Genomic DNA, 24,262 nt, shown 5'->3' on the forward strand with positions numbered 1-24,262 from the left:
GTACAGCGGGTCAGGGGATGCGGGTGAAGACGCGGCCCGCCAGGTCCAGGGCGGTGATCTCGCCGCGGTCGTCGCGGGTCAGGAAGCCGCGTTGGCCTTGGAAGGAGCCCTCGGTGACGATGTACTCGTCGTTGGGCAGCAATCCGATTGGGAAGGCCGGGTGGTCCTGGGGGATGGCGCCTTCCGGGGCGGCGGCGCGGATCTCGGGCTTGACCTTGCAGTCCAGGAGCAGCTGGCCGTCCTCGACCAGGAAGGTCGCGGTCATGGCGTCGATCTCGTACTCGCCCAACAGTTCCCGGACGCGCTCCGCGTCGAAGGGCAGCGGCTCGGGATCCTTGTCGATCACGCCGAGGTAGTGCTCCAGCGCCCAGCGGACGATGGCCTGGTTGACCGGGATGCCCTCGGGACTGGCATTGGACAGCACGACGATGGCGAAGTCGCGTTCGGGCACCAGCTGGAAGTCCGCGAACTGGCCGAAGCCCGAGCCGCCGTGGCCGACCAGCTGGACGCCGTCGACCTCGCGCAGCATCCAGCACAGGCCGAAGGCGTCGGCCAGCGTGCTGGCGCGCAGGTTGACGGTCGGCTGCTGCATCCGCTGGAGCACTTCGGTCGGCAGCACCGTGTCCCCGGAGGCGGTGTGGCCGTCGCCCAGGTGGAATCGGCCCCAGCGCAAGAGATCCGACACCGTGGTGCCGAGTCCGCCGCCGGGATTGTTGGCGCGGCTGCCCTTCCAGGTCCGCGCGACCGCGAGCGTCCCGTCCTCCTGGCGTTCGTGGCCGACCGAGAAGCGGCGGGTCATGATGTCGCGCTGGAAGTAGAAGCTCTCCTCCAGTCCCACCGGCGCGAAAACCGTGTCGGCGACGACCTTTTCGAACGGCTCGCCGGTCACCTTCTCGATGACGCGGCCGAGCAGGTTGAAGCCCGCCTGGCTGTAGGACGCGCGCTCGCCGGGCGCGGCGATGAGCGGCAGCTCCGACAGGGTCGCGACGAAGGCGGCCAGGCCGTCGTCACCCTCGCCGGTGTTGTTGATGATGTTCCACTCCAAACCGGCGGTGTGATTGAGCAATTGCCGCACGGTAATGGTGGCGGCGTGCTGCTCGTCGAGCAGCGTCAGCTCCGGCACATAGGTGCGCACCGGGGCGTCCAGATCGACCCGCCCGTCGGCGACCAGTCGCATGAGCGCGGTGGCGGTGAAGGTCTTGCTGGTCGAGCCGATGGCGAAAATGGTGTGCTCGGTGATCGGCACCGGGTTCTCGGTGCTGGTCATCCCATAGTTGGCGATGATCTCGCGGCCGTCGACCCAGATGCCCACGGCAATGCCGGGCATGTCGTACTTGGCGGCGGTGGCGGCGACGAAGTCGGTGAGTGCGGTGTCGTTCATGTCCATGACGATGCCGACCCGCGCTGACAGCCCACCGACAGTGCGCCGACAGCCACCGACAGCTCGCCGACACCGGCGGTGAGTCAGCTCACGTCGCCTCTCAGGCCGAGCTCAGCTTCGGGCCAGCAATTGCTCAGAGCGCGACGGCAGGGTGGTGAGCTGAGTCTTACCAAACGGAAACAACCTGCTGAAGGAGATACGGCGTGCGTTCGACGAAGATCTTGGGCGGCGCCGTCATGGCGTTGACCGCTACCGTCCTGCTACCGATTGCCGCAGGCACCGCCTCGGCCGACGCGGGCACTTCGTTGAACTACGCGGGCACCTCCGCCGACGGCTCCAAGATCGCCTCCAGCACGGTGAGCGACGCGCGCACCATCAAGCTGCAGGTCTATTCCGCGGCCATGGACAAGAACATCGAGGTCGACGTGCAGCGCGCCGCCGACACCTCCCAGCCCACCCCGGTGCTGTACCTGCTCAATGGCGCGGGCGGCGGCACCGACTCCGCGACCTGGCAGAAGCAGACCGATGTGCTCAACTTCCTGGCCGACAAGAACGTCAATGTGGTGCAGCCGATCGGCGGCGGCTTCAGCTACTACACCGACTGGCGCGCACCGGATCCCGCATTGGGCGTGAACAAGTGGAAGACCTTCCTCACCGAGGAGCTGCCGCCGCTCATCGACAAGGCGCTGAACACCAACGGGCGCAATGCCATCGCGGGCCTGTCCATGGCGGGCACCTCGGTGCTGCAGCTGCCCATCGCCGCGCCGGGGCTCTACCGGTCGGTGGCCGCCTACAGCGGTTGCGCGCAGATCAGCGATCCCATCGGCTACAACTTCGTCAATACCGTGGTCGCCGCGGGCGGCGGCGACAGCAAGAACATGTACGGACCCCAGGGCGATCCCATGTGGGCCGCCAACGATCCCTACGTGCACGCCGACCAGCTGCGCGGCCTGAATCTGTTCATTTCCAGCGGTTCCGGCCTGCCAGGCCAGTGGGACACCCTCGACGGCCCGCACACCCTGCCCGGCACCGGCGGCTGGATCAACCAGATGACCGTCGGCGGCGGCCTCGAGGCCGCCACCAACTACTGCACTCACAACCTCGAGACCAAGCTCGACGGTCTGGGCATCCCGGCCACCTACGACTTCACCCCCACCGGCACCCACTCGTGGGGCTACTGGCAGGACGCGCTGAAGGCGTCGTGGCCGGTGCTGGCTACCGGACTGGGCCTGCCCGCCTGATCCGGTGACGACGAAACCGGCACGCCTCCAGGGGAAGCGAGCCGGTTTCGTTCGTCGTGCGGTCAGGCCGTGAGCTCGAAGTTCGGGTAGCCGTTGTCGCGCTCTTCGTCGCAGTAGCGGCGGTAGTTGCCGAAACCGCCGATGTAGGGCATGAATACGCGCTTCTTGCCCTCGATGTTCGCGCCCATGTACCAGGAGTTCGCCTTCACGAACAGGGTGCCCTCGGCGACCTCGAGCAGGTGGTCGGTCCACTCGAGCGCGGCGTCCTCGCGGGCCTGCGCGGTGCGAATTCCCTTGGCGCGGCAGTGCTGTATCAGAGCCAGCACCCAGTCCAGCTGCTGTTCGGAATGCAGCACCATGTTCGCCATCACCGAGGGCGTGCCGACGCTGTTGATGCTGAACATGTTCGGGAAGCCCGGAATGCCGAAGCCCAGGTAGGTGATCGGCCCGTCGGCCCAGGTGTCACGCAGCCGCGCACCGTGCGCACCCTCGAGGTCGATGCGCAGCAGCGCACCGGTCATGGCGTCGAAACCCGTGGCGTAGACCAGCGTGTCGAGTTCGATGAACCGCTCTGCGGTGCGGATGCCGGTCGGTGTGACCTCCTGGATCGGTTCCCGGCGCAGATTCACCAGCGACACGTTCTCCCGGTTGAACATCTCGTAGTACCCGGAGTCGGTGCAGATGCGCTTGGTGCCGATGGGATGGTCGTAGGGGATCAGGTCGTCGGCCACCGACTGGTCGTCGATCTTGGCGCGAATCTTGGCGACCGCGAACTCGCGCACCAGCTCATTGGCGGCCAGATCGCTGTTCTGGTCCGGGAAGACCTTGTTGAACAGCACGCCGCCGCCGTTCCAGCGCTCCTCCATGGCCCGCTCGCGCTCCTCGGGCGACAGCTCGAGGGCCTTGGTGGTGAGCGAGGCGTGCGGGGTGGCGGCCCCGGCGTAGTAGGACTTCTCGCGCCGCTCCCGATAGGTGGCGCGAATCTGCCCCTGCTCTTCCTCGGTCCACGGCCGATTCGGCACCGGCACACTGAAATTGGCGGACCGCTGGAACACGGTCAGCGCCTCGGCCTCGCGCGCGATGATGGGTGAGACCTGAATGCCCGAGGACCCGGTGCCGATCACGCCGACCTTCTTGCCCGCGAAGGCGAAGCCCTCCTCCGGCCACTGCGCGGTGAAAAGCTCGTCACCGGCGAAGGTTTCGATGCCCGGCAGATTCGGCTTGATCGGCGCGGACAGGCAGCCGGTGGCGAAAACCACGAACTGCGAACGGAATTCGTCCCCCGCTTCGGTGCGCAGCGTCCACAGCGCCGCCGCGTCGTCGAAGCGCGCCGCGACCACGCGCTGCCCGAATCGGTAGTGCCGCTTGAGATCGAAGCGCTCGGCCACATGGTTGATGTAGGCCAGGATCTCCGGCTGCGCGGCGAAACGTTCGGTCCAGGTCCAGCTCTGCTGCAATTCCTCGTCGAACGAGTACGAGTAGTCGACGCTCTCCACATCGCAGCGTGCGCCCGGATACCGGTTCCAGAACCAGGTGCCGCCGACGTCGGCCCCGGCCTCGAGGCCGAGCACGGCCAGTCCGGCCCGCGCCGCCCGATGGACGCCGTAGAGTCCGGCGAATCCGGCGCCGATGATGATCACATCGAAGGGGCTGCCCTGCTCGGGATGCATGCGTGACCTCTCAACATTCGTCCAGCGATATTTCGAATAGGCATATCGTCGAGGCGAATGCGGGCAGTCGGCGACCATCGGTCCCACTGACCAGGAGAAGGAAGCGCGCGGCTATTCGTGCGCGGGTTCGCCGGTCACGATGTGATCGGCGTGGTTGAGACCCTCGCGGACCAGGCGGGCCAGGTGACCGTCACGAATCCGGTAGATGATGCGGCGGCCGTCGCGACGGGTGTCGACCAGACCGGTGAAGCGCAGCTTGGCCAGGTGCTGGCTGACCGCCGTGCGGGACGCGCCGCAGGCCTCGGTCAGCGCGGTGACATCGGCCTCGCCGTCGGCCAGGATCCAGAGGATGTGCAGCCGCGTCGAATCCGAGAGCATGCGGAAGGTGGCGGTGGCCGCGTCGAGGCGGGCCTGATCCGGATCGGCGGGGTGGGTGAGGCTGGGCGTGGAGGGTAGCGGTTTCGCCTTGCTCACTTCGCCTCACCTTCCTGCCGTTGCCACCGCCTCGATGCCCGCCGGAGCGGATGCGGGCCACGCGCGGGCCGCCGTCGTAGCTGCCAGTGTAGCCAGCGCGGCCAGCGTGACCGCCGTGGTCGGCAAACCCGCCAGCGCGCCCAGTTTGCCCGCGATCGGGTAGGTGATGAGGAAGCAGGCGTGCGACAGCGAGAACTGGGCGGTGAAAACGGCTGTGCGCGTCGCCGGTTCGGACTGCGCGCGCAGCAGGCGCGCCGAGGGGGTGTTGATCAGGGAGGTGCCCGCGCCGAGCAGGACCCAGATCAGCGCGAGCGCGACCGCACCGGCGGGGCGGGGGAGCAGGGGCGGCAGGGCGGCGGCGAGCAGGCCGAGTGGCAGCAGGACACAGCCGGTCAGCATGACGCGGCGGTCCGCGACCACGCGCAGCAGCCGCGGTGTCGACAGCGCCACCGCCATCGAACCGAATCCGAAGCAGCCCAGCGCGAGCGCGACCCCGGTATTGGAGCCGCCCAACCGATCGCGCACGTACACAACGGTATTCACGATCACCAGCGCGGTGGCCGCGGCGACCACCATGTTCATGGCCAGCAGTCCGCGCAGGACCGGGCGGCTCATCATCAGGCGCGCGCCCTCGGTAATGCGTTCCAGCAGTGGGGCGGTGCGCTCGGGCGGGGTGAGGCGGGGCAGGCGCGTGGTGACCACCAGCAGCGCCGAGGCCACGAAACCGGCCGCGGTGCCGACGAACAGCGAATGGTAGCTGATCACCGTCAACAGCGCGGCCGCCAGCACCGGGCTCAGCAGTGACTCCAGGTCGTAGGCCAGCCGCGACAGCGACAGGCCGCGGGTGTAGTCCTCCGCGTCGACCAGCACCGACGGGATCAGCGACTGGAACGCGGGGGTGAAGGTGGCCGAGGCCGACTGCAGCACCGCGATCAGCACGTAGATCTGCCAGGTGTGCGTGACGAACGGCAGTGCCAGCGCGATCGCCGCGCGCACCGCGTCGGCCGAGACCAGCACCAGCCTGCGCGGCAGTCGCAGGGTGAGCGCCGAAATCACCGGTGCCACAGCGACATACGCCACCATCTTGATGGCCAGCGCGGTGCCGAGCACCGCACCCGCCTGGCCGCCCGCGATCTCGTAGGCGAGCAGGCCGAGCGCGACGGTCAGCAGTCCCGTGCCGATCAGGGCGACGACCTGGGCGGTGTAGAGCTTGCGGAAGGACGGATGGCGGAGCACGGCGAGCACACCGCCACTATAAGACAATAGGTGCGCAGTTGTGCACATGGTGTCGGATATATTTTGGATTGCCCGGATCCACTCGCGGTCATTGGGCGATTCGTCGCTATCCTCGGTGCCATGGGGAGGAAACTCGCGGCCGGTGTCCTGGCCGCCGCGACGCTGGCGACGGGCGGCTGTGCCCGGCACGCGGCCACCGCGCCCACGGCGGGCAATCTCGGCGAGCCGCCCACCGAGCACGCGCCGACCAACACCGCACCTCTCACGCCCGTGTCCACGCTGGTGCCCTGCGGCGATATCGCGTCCGCCGCAACGCCTCCCGACTGCTATCTGCAGTCCCGGGATTCGGCGGGCCTGACCTTCGAGGTGCGCCACAGTGGCACCGGGCAGCGCGCCTCGGTGTCCATCACCGTGCTCGATCCGACCGGCGCGCAGGTGCAGAGCCTCACCGAGCAGAGCGTCGGCACCACCACGCCGCGACTGCGCGACCTCGACAACGACGGCCGCGACGAGCTGATCATCCCGATCATGTTGGCCAGCGCCAATACTCGCTACGTCATCTACCGGACCACCGGTGACAGCACGCGTTTCCAACGCGCGGGCGAACTGGCGGGCATCGGCATCGACACCACGGCGGCGGGCTACACCGTCGTCACCGCCCGCGACAGCTACGAGCTGTGGAAGGTCGAATTCTGGACCTTCGACGCGGACAAGCTGCAGCCGCTCGTCACCGCCCAGGTCCAATTCCTCGACGACGGCACCGGGCACGTCGGCGGCAGCCAGTGCACGGTCACCGACACCGGCGGACTCGCGCGCACGGGGCTCAGCCTGGAACAGGCCACCGCGCAGTTCTGCGCCGAGCCGACCGTGCTGCGCGTCCGCCGCTGAGGCGGCGGTGGAATCCGGGAATCCTCAGGGAAGTTCCCGATACCGGCCGATCATCGCTGGCGGGAGCATGAAGACAGGTCAGCTCACCGGCTTCGGATACCGCCGGTGCAGCCACTCGGCATAGTCGAACGACACGGCCTCGCCAGCGGAGTCGAGGCACAGCGCAGCGTCGCGCACCCGTCGCACGACCCGGCCGATCGGCGGCACCGGCACGGGAATCAGGGTCTGGCGCAGCGTGCGACGACGCACATCGGCCAGCTCGCCGAGGGTCTGCACGACCGGCCCGCCGATATCGCGGACGCGGCCGGACGGCCCGGCCTCGACGGCGTCGGCCAGGCGGGCCGCCACCGCGTTCACGTCGACGGGCTGGAAGCGCAGGCTCCCGCGCGGCGCCAGGCGGAATTTCGCGCTCGCGCCCAGGACTTCATCGACGAGCTCGTGAAACTGGGTGGCGCGCAACAGGGTCCACGGGATCGGGCCCTGGGTGACGACCCGCTCCTGCGCGACCTTGGTGCGGTAGTAGCTGAAGGGCACCTGTTCGCAGCCGACGATCGAGATCTCCACGTGGTGACCCACATCCGCGCGCTGCTCGGCGGCCAGCAGGGTGTGCACGCCCTCGACCATGACCCGCGCGCTGCGCACGCCGCGGTGACTCGCGGCATCCACCACCGTGTGCACGCCCGCCATGGCCGCGTCCAACCCGGACCCGGAGACCAGATCCACCGCGAAATGCTCGGTGCCCGGCACCGGATCCGCGGGGGCCGACCGGCTCAGCACGCGCACCGCATGCCCGCGCGCCGCCAGCTCCCGCACCACCGACGACCCGAGCGTCCCGGTGCCCCCGACAACCGCCACCTGCATGTCGAATCCCCTTCCGTGACGAACCTGTCTCGGACGCTAGAACCACACCGACTGCCCCTCAACATGATTCATCGCATCCCGTCGAATTCCTCACATTCCGTGGATACCCGCGCGTCGATGTGGCTAAAGGTGCGCGCCCTTGGCGCGGTTGCAGGCGCGGCAGAGGATCTGCAGATTGGCCGGGCTGGTCGCGCCGCCGATGCTGATCGGGATGATGTGGTCGAATTCGAGGTAGTGGCGCGCACCGCATTCGACGCATTTGCCGCCGTCGCGCTGCCAGACGATGGCCTTCACATCCGGCGGGATGGTGCGGGTGTCGCGGCGGCCGGGGGTGAGGGCCAGGCGTTTGGCGATGCGCAGCGCGCCCTCCATGGCGGCGGCCACATAGTCCGGATCGGCGACCTCGAGCAGCGCGCCGCCGCGGGCCGAGGTGGCCGAGACCTCCACCAGGCCGTCCGACGATGTCACCGAAACGACACGGGCCCAGGGCATTTCGGTGCCCGCGTCGGATCCGGTGAAGCGGAGTTTGCGGTTGCTGACGATGAGGCGGCCCTCGGTGCGTTTGGGGCCGCGGGCCAGTTGTCGAATGTGGGCGGCGGGCAGGTTGAGGTGCACGCGTTCGTCGGGGTCCAGATGCAGGCCGGTGGTGGGGGCCAGGGGGAGTTCGCCGGAGCGCAGGCGGGTGAGCAGGCGGCCGCGGTGCAGGCGGCGGCGCAGGTCCTCGATGAGCGGTTCGGTCAAAGACAGCTCCTCGACCGTGTCCTCGAAGTCCTCGATATCGGCCTGCTCGACCACGCCGTCGGCGAAAGCGAAGGCCACCAGGCGTTCCATCTGCTCGTGCGCCAGCGGCCGCAGCAGGTCGAGGGCGACGGCACGGTCGATGCGCCGATAGCGCAGGGCGGTCCAGAGGGTGTCCCACTCGTCGTACGGGGCGGCCCGGCGCAGGGTGCGTTCGGCGCGGGGGCGCCAGGTGTCGAGGTATTCGGCAGTCTCGGCGGCACATTCGCGGCACAGGTTCGTGGCCGTGAAGAGCCGACGGCGGCGAACCGCGCCGCAGCGCGGGCAATGCCGGGAATCCTGCAGGGGCACAGGGCGTGTCGCGGCCGTCCAGCTGGTGGCGTCCCACCAGCGCAGCCGGGCCGGATCGCGCGGGTCCGGATGCCAGTCCGCCCGTTGTGGATTCGGCGGTGGTGCGGTGCGGCGCGGCTCCTCGAACTCCCGCGCGGGATCCATCCGCACCCCGAACTCCCGGACCAGTCCGGCCAGGCTGACGCCGCCCTCGGCCGCGGCCCGGAACTCCCAGTCGTCGGTCTCGGTGCGGGTGAACTCTCCCAACACCATGGCGGGCACCGATTCCGGTGTGGCCACGTCGTATTCGGCCACCGGCCGATCATGGTCGAAGACGGTGACCCGCAGCCCCTCCACCTCGGCGAAACCGCCCGCCACCGACCCGATGACGACAATCCCGGCCACCTCGGCCTCGGTGCGCGGCAGGGACACCGACAGCCGCGCGGTCCCCGGCTCGGGCTCGCGATCCACCGTCACCGCCTGCGACACGTGCCGGGGCGCGTCGAAGCGGACGAAGTCCCGGTCGGACCGCGCCCGCCCGTTCTCCGCCACCAGCACCGCCTGCGCCCGCACCTCGCGCCCCGACCGCCACGAAAGCACCACCGTCAGAAGCGATGTCGGAACCGCCGTATGCCCGCCTTTGGTCAGTTTCATCGTGCCCGAATGATGCCACGCACCACCGACACAAGATCGTGGCCGGCCCTGCATCGGAATCTGAAAAACGTCCTGCACAGTAGAGGCATGAGCAACCCCAAGGGGTCCGGCCGACAGCCCGAGCCGCGACCCAAACCGTCCACCCCGCGCCCCAAACCGGCGACCCCGCGCGTCCCCACCGCGGGCGATATCCTCGCCGCCGCCCAGGCGGCCGCCCAAGCCGCCCAGAACGCCGCCGGTCAGGCCCTCGACTCCGCCCAGGTCACCGCGTCCACGGCCTTCGACACCGCCGTGCGCCTCCCACCCGCCTCCATACAGCTGGCGGCCCAGCTTCCCGACCTCATCGAAAACCTCACGGTCGCCGTCGAACGCCTCAACTCCACCATCGACCGCCTCGACCGCACCCTGGCCCTGGCCGAACCCGCCTTCGTCGCCTACGACAAACTCCTCACCCGCCTCGAATCCCTCACCGCCCTCGGCGAAGAGGTCTTCACCCGCCTGGACAAACTCCCCGGCGTCTCGCTGCTGGGCCGCCTCGCCGGTAGCCGCGAGAAATCCGATGAGAAGCGATGAGTTTCGCGCGCCCGGGAGGTCTACCCGAGCATGAGGAAACTGATCTACGGGTTCACCGTGTCCCTGGACGGTTACATCAATGACCGCGTCGGCAAGATCGACTGGACCGCGCCCGACGACGAACTGCACCAATTCCACAACGACCGGTACCGCGCGCTGGACATCTCCCTGCACGGCCGTCGGCTCTACGAGTTGATGGCCGACTTCTGGCCCCAGGTGCCCGCGGACGCCTCGGACATCATGCGCGAGTTCGGCGGGCTCTGGACGGCCAAGCCCAAATTCGTCTTCTCCCGCACGCTCACCGAGGTCCACTGGAACAGCACGCTTTTCAGCGCGAACGCGGTCGAGGAAGTCCGCAGGCTCAAGGCCGAGGGCGACGGCGTCATGGAGGTCGGCGGCGCGAATCTCGCCGCATCACTGATACCGCACGGGCTCATCGACGAATACCAGGTCTACGTCGCACCCGTGATCCTCGGCGGCGGCACACCGATGTTCCCGTCCCTGACCGAGCGCATCGGACTCCGCTTGGTCGAGACGCGCCACTTCAAGACCGTGGTGCTGCTGCGCTACCTCGCCGACTGAGCTCGTCGGCCAACGGATCGGGCCGGGTCCGCGGCGCGACGCCCAGGCCGGGCAGCGCGCGCAAGGGGGCGGCGGCTTTCCAGAGCATTTCGCGGTATTCGTCCTCGGGGGCGGAGTCGAGGACGATAGCACCGCCCGCGCCCACTCGCCAACGGTTGTGGTGGCGGATCGCGGTGCGGATGACGATATTGAGGTCCGCGGTGCCGCCGAGGCCGAGGAAGCCGATGGTGCCGGAATAGATTCCGCGGGCCTCGGTTTCGAGGGTGTCGATGATCTCGAGGGTGCGGAGTTTGGGTGCGCCGGTCATGGAGCCGCCCGGGAAGCAGGCGCGCAGACAGTCGATGGGGGTGAGGGTGGGGCGCAGGGTGCCACGGATGGTGGAGACCAGTTGGTGGAGGGTCGTGTAGGTCTCGACGGCCATGAGGTGGGGGACGTGGACGGAACCGATCTCGCACACCCGGCCCAGGTCGTTGCGGAGCAGGTCGACGATCATGAGGTTCTCGGCGCGGGTCTTGGGGCTGCTGGCCAGGTCGGCGGCGAGGCGGGCGTCCTCGGCGGGGGTGCGACCGCGGGGCGCGGTGCCCTTGATGGGCTTGGTTTCGACCGTGCGGGAACGGTTCACCTTGAGGAAGCGCTCGGGGGAGGAGCACGCCACCTCGAGGTCGGCGAAACGCAGGAACGCGGCGTAGGGGGCCGGATTCGAGCGGCGCAGGGTGCGGTACACGGTGAGGCCGTCGGCATCGCCCGGGGGAGAGGCGCTGTCGGTAATGCAGATCTCGTAGGACTCGCCCGCGAGCAACTGCTCCTGGCAGGCGGCGACATCGGCGAGGTAGCGGTCGCGGCCGCGCGTCAACAGCGGAGCCACCGCGGCCTCGTCCACGTGCAGCTCCAGCGGTGGCGGATTCTCCCACGTCGGAAGGGTTTCCACGATGGCGCGGGCGGCGGTGAGCCAATCCCGTGCGGCGGCAGGTGATTCCGGTTCGCACAGGGCGAGCAGATGGGTCCGGCCCGCCTCGTGGTCGACCACAATGAGGCGGTCGGCGAAGACCCACTGCGCATCGGGGGTCGGCGCGCGGTGCACCGCCCGCGCGCCGCAGTCGGCCTTCATCTCGTAGCCGAGATAGCCGACGTAGCCGCCGACGAAATCGAAAGGCACGTCCGGGAAGTCGATCTCGCGCCGACGTAGCTCACCGGATAGGTAGTCGAGCACCCCGCCGGGCACGGTGCGGTGACCGGTCGCGCAATCGATCTCGACGTGGCCGCTCCCGACCCGATAGCGCACCACCTCGGCCAGAGGGCCGGAGGCGTCGCCGAGGAAGGAGAAGCGATCCAGGCCGGGCTCCACGTGCTCGCTGTCGAGCCAGAAGGCGTGCGGGGAGGCGGAATACAGGGCGTCGAAGATGGCCTCGGTGTCGACGGCCCGCTCGATCACCACTTGCTCGACCCGATAGCGGATAGGCACCCCACTCGTCATCCCGGCGTGCTCTTGGCCGGGATCCACAGCCGGGTGGTGGATTCCGGCCAAAAGCATGCCGGAATGACGGAGGGTGGACTTTCGCGAAACACCGTGCCGCCGCTGCCATTCGGCGGTCAGGTCGGCGAAATTGCGCAGCAGCAGCTCGCCGTACTCGCTCGAGATGGACTCCGGGTGGAACTGCACGCCCCACTGCGGCCGAGTCCGGTGCCGCACGCCCATGATCACGCCGTCCGGCGTGGTCGCGGTCACCTCCAGCTCCTCCGGCAGTGGTCGCGCGGCGCACAGCGAGTGGTACCGGACCGCCGAGAAATCCTGCGGCACATCGGCGAACAGCTCGCGCCCGTCGTGGGTGATGCGATCCGGATACCCGTGCCGCGCTCGCGGCGCGGCGACCACCGCCCCGCCCGCGGCGAGCACAATGCCCTGATGCCCCAGGCATACGCCCAGCAACGGCAGCTCCGACCGGGCGATCAACTCCGCCGAGATGCCGAAATCGCGAGCGACGCCCGGCCGCCCCGGCCCCGGCGAGATGACGATGTTGTCGAACGTCCCGAGGCTCAGCTCCGCGATCGACCCCACCTCGTCATTGCGCACGACCACGGGCTCGACCCCGTTCACCTCGCTGATCAGCTGATACAGGTTGTAGGTGAACGAGTCGTAGTTGTCGATCAACAGGGTGCGCATTTGAGCACGAACACTACGCTGTGTCCAATTTGCCCTCCGCTTCGCTCCGGGCGGGTTCGCGGCCCTCGAGGTCTCGTTCTTCCCTCCCTCCGCTCCTCCGCTTCGCTCCCCCGCTCCACTCAGTCCAGAACGAGACGGGCCGCGAACTGATAGCTGATTCATACTGCGGGCGTCCGCCTTCAGTTGAATGGGTGGCCTACGGCACAATGGGCGGCATGTCTGTAGCGCAGCCGGTCGAGGTGGATCGTGAGGTCGTCGATTTCGCGATCGTCGGGAAATGGATGGACGAGCAGGGCTTGCCCGGCGGGCCGTTCGAGGAGGTGACCCCGCTCGGCGGCGGCACCCAGAACATCATGCTGCGCTTCCGCCGCGGCGGCCGCGACTACGTGCTGCGGCGCGGGCCCAAGCATCTGCGCAAAGCCAGCAACACCGTCATCAATCGCGAATCGCGAATCCTCGGCGCGCTCGGTGACACCGAGATCCGCGCACCCAAGGTGATCGCGGCCTGCACCAACGAATCCGTCCTCGGCGGCGCGTCGTTCTATCTCATGGAGCCGATCCGCGGCTTCAACCCGCAGAACGAACTCCCCGCCCTGCACGCCGGTGACCCGGAAGTGCGCCGCCAGATGGGGCTTTCGGCCGTCGAGGCCATCGCCCGCCTCGGCTCGCTGGATCACGAGGCGCTCGGTCTGGCCGATTACGGCAAGCCGGAGGGCTTCCTGGAGCGCCAGGTCCCGCGCTGGCTCAAGGAGCTCGAGTCCTACGGCGTCAACGAGGGCTACCCGGGACCGGAGATCCCGGGTGTCCAGCAGGTCGGCGAGTGGCTCGACCGCAATCGCCCGGTGCAGCCGAAACCCGGCATCCTGCACGGCGACTGCCACCTGGCCAACATGATGTTCTCCTTCGACGGCCCCGAGGTGGTGGCCATGGTCGACTGGGAGATGTCCACCATCGGTGACCCGCTGCTGGATCTGGGCTGGCAGATCGCCACCCGCCCGGAACCCGGCAAAACAGGCGCGGCCCTGCTCGGTTCGCTCGGCGCGGTCGGCGGCCTGCCGACCCCCGAGGAGATGATCGCCCACTACGGGAAGTTCTCCGACCGCGACCTGAGCCACGTCACCTGGTACACCGTGCTGGCCTGCTTCAAGCTCGGGATCGTGCTGGAGGGCACGCACGCCCGGGCCTTCGCGGGCAAGGCGCCCAAACAGGTCGGCGATTTCCTGCACGCCATCACCCTCGAACTGTTCGAGAAGGCGCACCGGCTCATGGAGTGAACATGTCGCCATCTTGGCGGCAAGTGGCGGAATATTTGTGGACGGCAAACTAGCGCCAACCGTAAGTTGTCTGCCATGCCGATCGTTCCTGACGTCAAAGACTGGACCTGGGTGCTCGAACGCGCCTGCGCCGAATGCGGATTCGACCCCGACGCCACCGCCTTCGAGGCGGTGCCGGGGTTGACCCGCGACAGCGCCGCGCGCCTGGCCCGCGCCCTGGAGCGACCGGACGCCGCCGTGCGCCCCGACGACTCGACCTGGTCGACCGTGGAGTACGCGGCCCATGTCCGCGACGTGTGCCGCATCTTCACCCACCGCCTCGATATCGCCCGCACCGGCGCGGCCCGGCCGGGACCGGTCATCGCCGCCTACGACACCACGGTCACGGTGGGGGACAAGGGCATTCCCATGTTCTCCAACTGGGATCAGGACGCCACCGCCCTCGCCGAGAACTACGCGGCCGCCGAAACCGGCACCGTGGCAGCCGAACTCGCGACCGCCGCCGAAACCGTGGCCCTCGCCTTCGAGGCCGTCCCGCTCGCCGAACGGGATCGGGCGGCACTGCGCAGCAACGGTTCGGCATTCACCATCGACTCCATGGCCCGCTACTTCATTCACGATGTGGTGCACCACGTGCACGACGTCGAGCGCTGAACCCTTCAGCGGCAGCGCAGCAGCGCCTCCCGGAGATCGCGAGAGCGGATATCGTCGAGCACCGCCATGCCCAGGCGGTTCATCACATAGCCGAAGCCGAGACCCGTTGCCGGATCGGCGAATCCGAACGAGCCGCCGTAGCCGGTGGTGCCGTAGGCGCGCTTGTCGGTCCCGAACCGGAAGCTGCCGCGGGACTTGCGGAAGCCCAGGTGGTAGCGGCTCGGCGTGAGCAGCACCAAATCCTCGGCGGGGACATCGTCGGCGGTCTCGGCGAGGGCCAAACGGTCCAACACCGTTGCGTCGATGGGCAGTTCGCCGGTCTGCTTGGCGGCCGCGCCGTACACCCGCGCCAGCGCCCGCGCGGTGCCGACGCCACCGGCGGCCGGGCTCTCCACGGAGAGGAATTCGCGTCGCGCGGCGCGAGCGGGCGCGCCGACCTGGGGGCTGTTCAACGCGCGGAACGACAGCCCGCGCTTGCTGTAGAGCTGAATCCCGATGCGCACCGGCAGATCTCGCTCGTAGCGCAGGATGTCGAGACCCTCGGTCGCCGACAGGGTCGCCACCCGGTCGAGCGAAACCTCGTCCGGCAGACCGATATAGAACTCCGCACCCAACGGCGCCGCGATGTCCTCGGCGAAGATCCGCCCCAGCGTCCGATGCCGCGGATCCACCCGCCGCAGCAACTCGCCCTGATACAGCCCCGCCGTGATCGGGTGGTAGCCGTGCCGAGTTCCCGGACGCCACAACGGTTTCTGCTCCGCCAGCACCACCGCCATGCGATCCAGATCCGCCATGTCCTTGAGCCGGAACGGCCGATCCAGCGCCGCCAACCCGGCCTGGTGATCCAGCAGCTGCCGCACGGTGATCGATTCCTTGCCGTGCGCGGCGAACTCCGGCCAGTGCATCGCTACCGGATCCTCGTAGTCCAGCCAGCCGCGCGAGACCGCCGAGGCCACCGCGAACGCGGCCATGCCCTTGGTCGAGGACCACACCGGGGCCATGGTGTCGCGCTCCCACGCCACCCGCCGCGTGCGATCGCGGTGCCCGGCCCACAGATCCACCACCGGTCGATCTCCGTCGAATACGGCCACGGCCGCGCCGATCTCGCCGTGCCGGAGGAAATTGCGGCGGAACGCGTCGGCGACCGGACCGAAACCCGAATCCACCTCGCCGTGGATCGTGACCTGCTCACTCATGATGGTTCCGATCGTAACCGGGCGTACCGACGGCGCGGGCGGCCCGCGACGCCGGTGCATAGCTGTGAGCAGTGCGAATGCCCATCGACACGACACCCTGATGTCCGGAATGCGCTTCTGACCAGGTAGCGTGGCCGTACATGCCCGGAATCCAGCGGATTACTTCGACATTGCTGCGAACCAAACCCGTGGAGCAGCTCGCCTCCGACGGCGAACACACCGCCCTGCGGCGCAGCATGGGCCTGATCCCGCTGATCGCGCTGTCGGTCGGCGCGACCCTGGGCACCGGCATCTTCGTCGTCCTCGGCGAGGCCGCACCGCTGGCCGGACCGGCCGTGGTCGTCTCCTTCGTCATCGCCGCACTGGCCGCGCTGTTCTCGGCGCTGTCCTACGCCGAACTCGCCAGCGCCGTGCCGGTGTCCGGCTCGGCCTACTCGTATACCTATGCGACGCTGGGCGAAATCATCGCCTGGGTGTGCGGCTGGTGCCTGCTGCTCGAGTACGGCGTCTCCGTCGCGGCGGTCGCCGTCGGCTGGGGCGCGTACCTCAACGAGTTCCTCGGCTCGACCATCGGCTGGCGCATTCCCGATGTGCTGGCCCAGCCGCCCGGCGCGGGCGGGGTGTTCAATCTGCCCGCGGCCATCGTGGTGCTGCTCGCGACCGCGGTGCTGCTGGGCGGCATTCGCGAGAGCGCGCGCGTCACCACCGTCACCACCCTGATCAAGATCGCGGTGCTGGTGTTCTTCGTGTGCGTGGCCGTCACCGCCTTCAGCTCCTCGAACCTGCACCCCTTCGCGCCCTACGGCGTCTCCGGCGTCGGCGCGGCCGCGTCCATGGTGTTCTTCTCCTTCATCGGCTTCGACGCCGCCTCCACGGCGGGCGAGGAGGCCAAGAACCCGCAGCGAGATCTGCCGCGCGCCATCATCATTTCGCTCGGCATCGTGACGCTGGTGTACGTGGCGGTGGCGCTGACCGCGGTCGGCGCGGTCGGCATCGACGAGGTGAGCAGCTCGGGCGCGTCGCTGGCCACCGTGCTGGAACAGGTCACCGGGCGGGGCTGGCCCGCCACCATTCTCGCGGGCGGCGCGGTCATCGCCATCGCCTCGGTGGTGCTGACCGTGCTGTACGGGCAGACCCGAATCTTGGTCGCCATGTCGCGCGACGGGCTCATGCCCAAGGTCCTCTCGCGGGTCGGCAAGCAGCGGGTGCCGACGGTCAACACGCTCATTGTCGGCGGCGTGGTGGCGGTGCTCTCGGCGCTGGTTCCGCTCGGAGAACTGGTGAACGCCACCAATATCGGCACGCTGGTGTCCTTCGCGCTGGTGAACATCGGCGTGCTGGTGCTGCGCCGCACCAAGCCGGACCTGCCGCGCTCGTTCCGGACCCTGGTGCCGCTGGTGCCGGTGATCGGCGTCGCCATGTGCGTCTGGCTGCTCGTCCACCTGCCGGGCGTGACCTGGCTGGCCTTCACGATCTGGTCGGCCGTCGGGCTGGTCGTGTACTTCGGCTACGGTCGCCGCCGCTCGGCGCTGAACCGGGCCGCACGCACGGATTCGGTTGCCCTAGGCTCGTAACGTGCGAGCTCTCGATCAGATGCGGCAGTGGCCGGTGCGGAACGCGGCGGTGGGTGTCGTCGTCCGCGGCAAGGGCGTGGTGGACACCGAGGGTGATACCGCGCGGGTCTTCCCCCTCGCCTCGGTGACCAAACCCCTTGTGGCATACGGGGTTCTGGTGGCCGTCGAGGAGGGCGCGATCGAGCTCGACCAGCCCGCCGGGCCGCCCGGATCCACCGTCCGGCACCTGCTGGCCCACACCTCCGGGCTGGCCTTCGACACCACCGACGTGCTGGCCAAGCCCGGTGCCAAGCGCATCTACTCCAGCGCCGGATTCGAGGTGCTCGCGGATTTCGTTGCGGCACAGACGGGTATCCCGTTCGACCAGTATCTGCGCGAGGCGGTTTTCGAGCCGCTGGGCATGAATTCCTCGGCGCTGGTGGGTCCCGCCGGGCACGCCGGTCGCTCCTGCGTCGCAGATCTGCTGCGATTCGCCGAGGAATTGCTGGAACCGGTTGTCGTGAGTGCGGAATTGGTTTCCGAAGCAAGCACAGTGCAATTCCCGGATCGCAATGGCGTGCTTCCCGGATACGGCTCGCAGCGCCCCAACGACTGGGGTCTGGGATTCGAAATCCGCGATCACAAGAAACCGCACTGGACCGGCGGCGCGAACTCGCCCCGGACTTTCGGGCACTTCGGGCAGTCCGGCACCTTCCTCTGGGTGGATCCGGACGTCGGCATGGCGTGTCTCGCGCTCGCGGACGAAAATTTCGGGGACTGGGCCCGCGCCGCGTGGCCGCCGTTCAGCGACGCCGTAATCGCGGAGTTTGCGTAATGCTCGACACGGGCATTAAGTAACACACGCAACACCGGGCACTCCAGTAAACTCGGGCAACGCCGAGCTCGCGTCAGGGGCCGTTGGGGAAGACGTCCCTCGTCGAGCCGGAGGTGTCAGTGGTGCGTGCGTCTAGTCAGTTCGCGGAGGCGACGTCTGGAGTCGTCTATATCCATTCATCGCCGGCCGCGCTGTGCCCGCACATCGAATGGGCCCTCACCTCCACCCTCAAGGCCCCCGCGAAACTGCGCTGGACCGCCCAGCCCGCCGACCCGGGACACCTGCGCGCCACCACCGATTGGTTCGGCCCGGTCGGCACCGGCGGCAGATTAGCCAGAGCCTTGCGGGATTGGACCGTCCTCTATTTCGAGGTCACCGAGGACCCCAGCGAGGGCGTCGACGGCGAACGTTTCTCCTTCGTCCCCGGCCTCGGCCTGTGGTCCGGGCTCACCAGCGCCAGCGGCGACATCATGGTCGGCGAGAACCGCCTGCGGACCATCGTCGCCGAGGCCCGCGCTCACGGCCGCGGCTCGGCCGCCGAGATCGCCGCCGACATCGACCGCGCGCTCGGCACCGCCTGGGACGACATCCTCGACCCCTACCGCCTCGGCGGCGACGGCGCGGAGGTCACCTGGCTGCGCCGCGACGTCGGCTGACCCGCTGGTTCCCACTCGCTACTGACGCGGCGCGCCAAACCACGCGGGCCTACCCTCGCGATCATCGCGAACCGGGCAGAATGCCCGGGGGGAGGGGTACCGACGAGGAGGGTTTCGTGCGGACCACAGCGAGGTTCACCGGCATCACGGCCAAGATCGCCGGTGTGACAGCGAAAATCGCGGGCGCGACACTGGTCATCGCGACCGCCCTGGTCCTCGGCGCCTGCAACGACAACTCGTCCACCGGCGTTTCGGCGACCACCACCCAACCCAAGCCCGCCGCGACCTCCGCGGCCCCCTTCCCCGCCGCGGGCCACGACGTCGTCCAATGCGGTACCGGCCCTTGGGGACTCGCCGTCGTCGTCTCCACCGCCCACGGCGCCGACTTCTGCCCCACCGCCCTCTCGGTCGTCAACGCCTACGCCGGCGAGCGCGCCAAACAATCCACCGGCGACATCGCCGTCGTGGTCGACACCATCCGCTGGGTGTGCGGTGAGCGCCAAGGCAACCCGAACCCCTACCAGGAATGCGCCAGCCAGAACGAATCCGCCGACAAGGTCCGCCTGCTCTCCTGATCACACCCGCGCGGGCTCGGCCATCGGATCGGGCTCGGCCATGGGGTCCGGATCGGCCAGCGGTTCCACCGGCTGCCGATCCAACACCAGACGCAGTCGCTCGGTGTCCAACTGCCCCTCCCATTTGGCGACCACCAGGGTGGCGACGCAGTTGCCGAGCAGGTTCACCGTCACCCGCATGGAGTCCATGAGCCGATCCGCGCCCAACAGAATCGCCACGGCCGCAACGGGAATCGAGCCGTGGCCGATCGCGCTGACCGTCGCCGACAGCGCCAGGAAGGAGGAGCCCGGCACCCCGGCCATGCCCTTGGAGGTGAGCATGAGCGCGGCCAGCGCGGTCACCTGCTCGCCGACGCTCAGATCGACGCCCAGCGCCTGCGCCAGGAACAGCACGCAGATCGCCAGATACAGCGTCGCGCCGTCCAGGTTGAACGAATACCCGGTCGGCACAACCAATCCCGTGGTGGCGCGGGAACAGCCCGCGTCCACCAGCTTGGTCATGATGCGCGGCAACACCACCTCGGTCGAGGCGGTACCCAGGGCCACGAACAGCTCATTCTTGATGTAGCGCACGAACTTCCACAGACTCGCCCCCGCGAAGACCCGCGTGATAGCCGCCAGCACCAGAATGAACAACACCGCCGCCCCGTAGCAGCAGGCGATCAATTTCCCGTACGTGCCAAGGGTTTTCATCCCGTACTGCCCGATGATGAAGGCCATCGCCCCGAACGCGCCCAGCGGTGAGAGCCGCATGATCCAGCCGATCACGATGAACAGGATCCGGCTGACGTGATCGATGGCTTCCAGCACCACCGGCGGCCCGTTCTCCCCGAACTTGGCCAGCGCCAACCCGAACAGCACCGACACGAACAGCACCTGCAGCAGCTTGTTCTCCGCGAACGCCGAGACCAGTGACGTCGGAATGATGTTCAGCAGAAAGTCGACGGTGTGCGGCAGTTCCGCCTTCTGCGTCGTCTTGGCGATCTGATCGGCACCGGTGGCCAGCGTGTGCGCGTCGATGCTGAAGCCCGCGCCCGGCTTCACCAGATTTCCGACCAGCAGCCCGAACAGCAGCGCGAAGGTGGTCACCACCTCGAAGTAGATCAGCGCCTTGACCCCGATGCGCCCCACGGACTTCAGATTCCCCACGTGCGCGATGCCCAGCACCACGGTGCAGAACACGATCGGCGCGATCACCATCTTGATCAGCTTGATGAACCCGTCCCCCAACGGTTTCAGATCCATTCCCAGCCACGGCCAGAACTTGCCGACCACGATCCCCGCGACCACCGCGATCAGCAGTTGCGCGAACATGGACCGATACCACGGTGTTCGCCGGACCGTTGTCGCCCCGGCTACGAGCGTCTCTGACATGCTCCGCACGCTAGAAACCCGCGGTGTCCACCTCGTATCGGGGACGTGTCAACCAAATTTCGTAAGTTTTGTACACGCCCACCTACGCGAGCGGGCGGCCTCCGAAGAGACCGCCCGCCGGTGCCGTGTCGAAGAGACTACAGCGGAATGTTCTTGTTGTGCTGCGGCCGAGCCGGGGCCGCCGCGAGCGCCGCCGCGATGGTGGAGCGGGTCTTGGCCGGATCGACGACCTGATCCACGACCCCGATCGCCATGGCGCGCTCGACGCCGCCGGCAATGCGCTCGTGCTCCTCGGTCAGCCGCTCGAGCATGGCCTCGCGCTCCTCCTCCGGGGCGGCCGCGAGTGCCTTCTTGTGCAGGATGCCGACCGCGGCCTTCGCGCCCATGACCGCGACCTCCGAACCCGGCCACGCGTAAACCGCTGTGGCGCCGAGGGAGCGGGCGTTCATGGCGATGTAGGCGCCGCCGTAGATCTTGCGGGTCACCAGCGTGACGCGGGGGACGCGGGCCTCGGCGAAGGCGTGCAGCAGCTTCGCGCCGCGCCGCACCACGCCCTCGAACTCCTGCGAGACGCCCGGCAGGTAGCCCGGCACGTCGGTGACGACGATCAGCGGAATGCCGAAGGCATTGCACAGGCGCACGAAACGCGAAGCCTTTTCGGCGCTTTCGGAGTTGAGGCAGCCGCCCAGGCGAATCGGGTTGTTGGCCAGCACACCGACGGTGCGACCGCCGAGACGGCCCAGACCGACCACCATCGAGCGCGCGTACCCGCCCTGCAGTTCCTCGAAAGTGCTTTCGCCGTCGACATTGTCGAGCAGCTCGTGAATGATCGGCTTCACGTCGTAGGCGCGCTTGGCCGACTCCGGCATCATGGCCTTGAGGTCCACATCGCCGTGCGCGGCCGCGGCCAGATCGAATTCGCCCTGCTCGGCGAACATCGAGACCAGCCGGCGCGCGCGGTGCATGGCATCCTGCTCGTCATCGGCCACGATATGGCAGACGCCGGACTTCTTGCCGTGGGTGATCGGCCCGCCGAGGGTCTCCATGTCGACGCTCTCGCCGGTCACCGTCTTCACGATGTCCGGACCGGTGACGAAGACCCGGCCCTCGGGGGCCATGATCACGATGTCGGTCAGCGCCGGACCGTAGGCGGCGCCACCGGCGGCGAAGCCGAGCACCACCGAAATCTGGGGGACCTGGCCGGACGCGCGAACCATGGCCTCGAAGACCAGCCCGACCGCGTGCAGCGCCTCGACGCCCTCGGCCAGTCGCGCGCCACCCGAATGCCACAGGCCGACAACGGGAATCTGGGACTCGATGGCGGTATCGATCGCATCGACAATGTGCTTGCAACCCTCGACGCCCATGGCGCCGCCCATCACGGTCGCATCGGAGCAGTAGGCGACGGTGCGCACACCGTCGATCTCACCAATGGCGGCGAGCACACCGGACTTGTCGCGCGGGTGCAGCGGCAGCACGGTTCCGGGATCGAAGAACCGCTGCAACCGACCCAGCGGGTCGCGCGGATCGGTCGTGGTATCCGCGTGTGCGGGAGCCATGATGGTCATCGCAAACTCTCCTCTGAAGGAAACGCGGTCGCCGAAGCGGCTGCGAAATGTCGAAAATCCCGGCAGGGGAACGGGTCTGGGATCTCGACCCGAGATCCCCTGCCGGGACCGCTTGTCTTACTGACCGGTTCTAGAAGTGCGCGGTTCTTCTGAGTGCGCCGTCAGTACCGGCCGAAGGCGAGCGCGACATTGTGCCCACCGAAACCGAAGGAGTTGTTGATCGCGTACTCGATGTCCTGATGGCGTGCGGTGCCATGCACGATATCGAGATCGATCGCCGGATCCTGGTTCTCGAGGTTCAGCGTCGGCGGGACGACCCCGTCGCGAATGCTGAGCACCGTGAGCACCGACTCGAGGGCGCCGACGGCACCGATCGAGTGGCCCAGGGCCGACTTGGGCGCGTACACCGAGGCGTGCTGCACGCCAGCCTTGTGAATCGCGTTCGCTTCCGCGGTGTCACCGATCGGGGTGGCGGTCGCGTGAGCGTTGACGTGGGTGACGTCCTTGGGGGACAACCCGGCGGTCTGCATCGCGCGCTGCATGGCGCGAGCCGCACCGCTGCCCTCCGGATCGGGAGCCACCAGGTGGAACCCGTCGGAGGTGATACCCGCGCCCATGAGACGGGCGTGGATGGTGGCGCCGCGCGCCTTGGCGTGCTCCTCGGTCTCGATGACCATGAGCGCGCCCGCTTCGCCGAAGACGAAGCCGTCGCGGTCCTTGTCGAAGGGGCGCGAGGCCGCCTTCGGATCGTCATTACGGGTCGACATGGCCCGCATCATGGAGAACGCGGCGATCGGCACCGAGTCGATGAAGCCCTCGACACCACCGGTCACGACCATGTCGGCGTCACCCATGACGATCATGCGCCACGCGTTGGCGATGGCCTCCGAACCCGACGAACACGCCGAGACGGGGGTGATCACGCCAGCGCGGGCTTTGAGTTCGAGACCGACGACGGCGGACGGACCGTTCGGCATGACCATCTGAACGGCCAGCGGCGAAATCTTGCGATAGCCACCGTTCTTCAGCTTGTCCACCGAATCGATCAGTGCGTCGCCGCCGCCGAGACCGGTGCCGATGGCCACACCCAGCCGAAGCGGGTCAACCTCGGGCGAGCCAGCGTTCTTCCACACCTCGCGACCGAGCACGGTCGCCAGACGCTCGACGTACGCCATGCGACGGATCTCGACCCGATCGAGCAGCGTGTCCGGCGACACCTTCAGGTGGCCGCCGATTCGAACTGGAAGGTCGTACTCCGCAATGAAGTCGTCCTCGAGAGTGTCGATGCCGCTCTCGCCATTGAGGAGGCCCTTCCACGTCGCATCGACGTCACCGGCGATCGACGTGGTCGCCGCCATGCTCGTTACGACGACGTTGGGAAAGTTCCCGTTCAAGGTGGAAGGAGTGGTCACGGTGTCGGTTCCTACTCGCCCTCGGCGCCGAACTTGGCCTTCAGCTCGGCGGCCGCCTCGGAGTTCTCGGCCTCGAGCTTCTGGATGTACGCCACCGCGTCGCCGACGGTCTTCAGGCTCGCCAGGTCCTCGTCGGGGATCTTGACGCCGTACTTGTCCTCGGTCTGGACGGCGATCTCGACCATCGACAGCGAGTCGATGTCCAGGTCGTCGACGAAGGACTTCTCGATGGTGACCTCGGAGGGCTCGATACCGGTCACCTCTTCGATGATCTTGCCGAGCTCTTCGACGATCTGTTCCTGGGTCAGAGCGGCCACTGTGGTGGCTCCCTTCTTGTTACTGGTGGAGGGGTTGGGTTTTTCAGTTTGCGGCCAGA

Annotated in this window: 22 protein-coding genes; 10 read left to right on the plus strand and 12 right to left on the minus strand. The window is 68.3% G+C overall.

The genetic code is table 11. The features are described from left to right. Positions 1–10: 10 nt before the first annotated feature. Positions 11–1,381, minus strand: coding sequence for a serine hydrolase domain-containing protein (locus VMT65_RS07330; RefSeq protein WP_326307185.1), 1,371 nt, complete (start codon positions 1,379–1,381; stop codon positions 11–13). 236 nt (positions 1,382–1,617) lie between these two features. On the opposite strand from VMT65_RS07330, the gene VMT65_RS07335 reads away from it, so the two are divergent. After that, positions 1,618–2,622 carry an alpha/beta hydrolase gene (locus VMT65_RS07335; protein ID WP_326307473.1) on the plus strand — a complete coding sequence of 335 codons (1,005 nt, stop codon included), beginning with the start codon at positions 1,618–1,620 and terminating at the stop codon, positions 2,620–2,622. Positions 2,623–2,684: 62 nt separating this feature from the next. On the opposite strand, the gene VMT65_RS07340 is transcribed toward VMT65_RS07335, so the two are convergent. From VMT65_RS07340 to VMT65_RS07350, 3 genes are all read right to left on the minus strand, one after another. Next, positions 2,685–4,292: a flavin-containing monooxygenase gene (locus tag VMT65_RS07340; protein ID WP_326307186.1), complete on the minus strand. Its 1,608-nt coding sequence runs from the start codon at positions 4,290–4,292 to the stop codon at positions 2,685–2,687. A gap of 111 nt (positions 4,293–4,403) precedes the next feature. Further along, positions 4,404–4,766, minus strand: coding sequence for an ArsR/SmtB family transcription factor (locus VMT65_RS07345; protein ID WP_326307187.1), 363 nt, complete (start codon positions 4,764–4,766; stop codon positions 4,404–4,406). A 6-nt stretch (positions 4,767–4,772) separates the two neighbouring features. Further along, entirely contained in the window at positions 4,773–6,011 is a 1,239-nt protein-coding gene (locus VMT65_RS07350) for an MFS transporter (RefSeq protein WP_326307188.1), read from the minus strand. Between the two features lie 111 nt (positions 6,012–6,122). Between VMT65_RS07350 and VMT65_RS07355 the strand changes: the two genes are divergently transcribed. Beyond that, on the plus strand, positions 6,123–6,890 hold the full coding sequence (locus VMT65_RS07355; RefSeq protein WP_326307189.1) for a hypothetical protein: 768 nt from the start codon (positions 6,123–6,125) through the stop codon (positions 6,888–6,890). A 78-nt stretch (positions 6,891–6,968) separates the two neighbouring features. On the opposite strand, the gene VMT65_RS07360 is transcribed toward VMT65_RS07355, so the two are convergent. After that, the gene (locus tag VMT65_RS07360; RefSeq protein WP_326307190.1) at positions 6,969–7,751 is read right to left on the minus strand and encodes an SDR family oxidoreductase; all 783 of its coding nucleotides are present in this window, start codon (positions 7,749–7,751) and stop codon (positions 6,969–6,971) included. A 123-nt stretch (positions 7,752–7,874) separates the two neighbouring features. Continuing rightward, positions 7,875–9,473 (minus strand): TerD family protein, encoded by a 1,599-nt coding sequence (locus VMT65_RS07365; protein WP_326307191.1) that lies wholly within the window; start codon positions 9,471–9,473, stop codon positions 7,875–7,877. Positions 9,474–9,560: 87 nt separating this feature from the next. On the opposite strand from VMT65_RS07365, the gene VMT65_RS07370 reads away from it, so the two are divergent. Both VMT65_RS07370 and VMT65_RS07375 read left to right on the plus strand, forming a co-directional pair. Further along, positions 9,561–10,046, plus strand: a complete 486-nt coding sequence (locus tag VMT65_RS07370; protein WP_326307192.1) for a hypothetical protein — start codon at positions 9,561–9,563, stop codon at positions 10,044–10,046. Between the two features lie 30 nt (positions 10,047–10,076). Beyond that, positions 10,077–10,628, plus strand: a complete 552-nt coding sequence (locus VMT65_RS07375; RefSeq protein WP_326307193.1) for a dihydrofolate reductase family protein — start codon at positions 10,077–10,079, stop codon at positions 10,626–10,628. Here the strand turns inward: VMT65_RS07375 and pabB are convergent. Next, complete coding sequence (gene pabB / locus VMT65_RS07380; protein WP_326307194.1) at positions 10,591–12,789, minus strand: aminodeoxychorismate synthase; 2,199 nt, start codon at positions 12,787–12,789, stop codon at positions 10,591–10,593. The two genes, VMT65_RS07375 and pabB, sit on opposite strands and share 38 nt — an antisense overlap. A 206-nt stretch (positions 12,790–12,995) precedes the next feature. Between pabB and VMT65_RS07385 the strand changes: the two genes are divergently transcribed. Both VMT65_RS07385 and VMT65_RS07390 read left to right on the plus strand, forming a co-directional pair. Continuing rightward, positions 12,996–14,063, plus strand: a complete 1,068-nt coding sequence (locus tag VMT65_RS07385; protein ID WP_326307474.1) for a phosphotransferase family protein — start codon at positions 12,996–12,998, stop codon at positions 14,061–14,063. 75 nt (positions 14,064–14,138) lie between these two features. Next, positions 14,139–14,717 (plus strand): DinB family protein, encoded by a 579-nt coding sequence (locus VMT65_RS07390; RefSeq protein ID WP_326307195.1) that lies wholly within the window; start codon positions 14,139–14,141, stop codon positions 14,715–14,717. 5 nt (positions 14,718–14,722) lie between these two features. Here the strand turns inward: VMT65_RS07390 and VMT65_RS07395 are convergent, their stop codons facing one another. Continuing rightward, positions 14,723–15,913, minus strand: coding sequence for a serine hydrolase domain-containing protein (locus tag VMT65_RS07395; protein WP_326307196.1), 1,191 nt, complete (start codon positions 15,911–15,913; stop codon positions 14,723–14,725). Between the two features lie 140 nt (positions 15,914–16,053). On the opposite strand from VMT65_RS07395, the gene VMT65_RS07400 reads away from it, so the two are divergent. The 4 genes from VMT65_RS07400 to VMT65_RS07415 all read left to right on the plus strand — a co-directional run bounded on the left by VMT65_RS07400 (position 16,054) and on the right by VMT65_RS07415 (position 19,532). Next, positions 16,054–17,487: an amino acid permease gene (locus VMT65_RS07400; RefSeq protein WP_326307197.1), complete on the plus strand. Its 1,434-nt coding sequence runs from the start codon at positions 16,054–16,056 to the stop codon at positions 17,485–17,487. 1 nt (position 17,488) lies between these two features. Then, positions 17,489–18,301, plus strand: coding sequence for a serine hydrolase domain-containing protein (locus VMT65_RS07405; RefSeq protein ID WP_326307198.1), 813 nt, complete (start codon positions 17,489–17,491; stop codon positions 18,299–18,301). A gap of 122 nt (positions 18,302–18,423) precedes the next feature. Continuing rightward, positions 18,424–18,957, plus strand: coding sequence for a DUF3145 domain-containing protein (locus tag VMT65_RS07410; RefSeq protein WP_326307199.1), 534 nt, complete (start codon positions 18,424–18,426; stop codon positions 18,955–18,957). Between the two features lie 116 nt (positions 18,958–19,073). Then, complete coding sequence (locus tag VMT65_RS07415) at positions 19,074–19,532, plus strand: hypothetical protein (RefSeq protein WP_326307200.1); 459 nt, start codon at positions 19,074–19,076, stop codon at positions 19,530–19,532. On the opposite strand, the gene dctA is transcribed toward VMT65_RS07415, so the two are convergent. The 4 genes from dctA to acpM all read right to left on the minus strand — a co-directional run bounded on the left by dctA (position 19,533) and on the right by acpM (position 24,203). Continuing rightward, the gene (dctA, locus tag VMT65_RS07420; RefSeq protein ID WP_326307201.1) at positions 19,533–20,906 is read right to left on the minus strand and encodes a C4-dicarboxylate transporter DctA; all 1,374 of its coding nucleotides are present in this window, start codon (positions 20,904–20,906) and stop codon (positions 19,533–19,535) included. It abuts the gene before it with no gap. Positions 20,907–21,043: 137 nt separating this feature from the next. Next, complete coding sequence (locus VMT65_RS07425; RefSeq protein WP_326307202.1) at positions 21,044–22,474, minus strand: acyl-CoA carboxylase subunit beta; 1,431 nt, start codon at positions 22,472–22,474, stop codon at positions 21,044–21,046. A gap of 161 nt (positions 22,475–22,635) precedes the next feature. Continuing rightward, the gene (locus tag VMT65_RS07430) at positions 22,636–23,886 is read right to left on the minus strand and encodes a KasA/KasB family beta-ketoacyl-ACP synthase (protein WP_326307203.1); all 1,251 of its coding nucleotides are present in this window, start codon (positions 23,884–23,886) and stop codon (positions 22,636–22,638) included. Between the two features lie 11 nt (positions 23,887–23,897). Then, positions 23,898–24,203: a meromycolate extension acyl carrier protein AcpM gene (gene acpM, locus VMT65_RS07435; RefSeq protein WP_326307204.1), complete on the minus strand. Its 306-nt coding sequence runs from the start codon at positions 24,201–24,203 to the stop codon at positions 23,898–23,900. Positions 24,204–24,262: the final 59 nt, after the last annotated feature.

This window comes from Nocardia sp. CDC153, from assembly GCF_035818515.1.
Lineage (GTDB): Bacteria > Actinomycetota > Actinomycetes > Mycobacteriales > Mycobacteriaceae > Nocardia.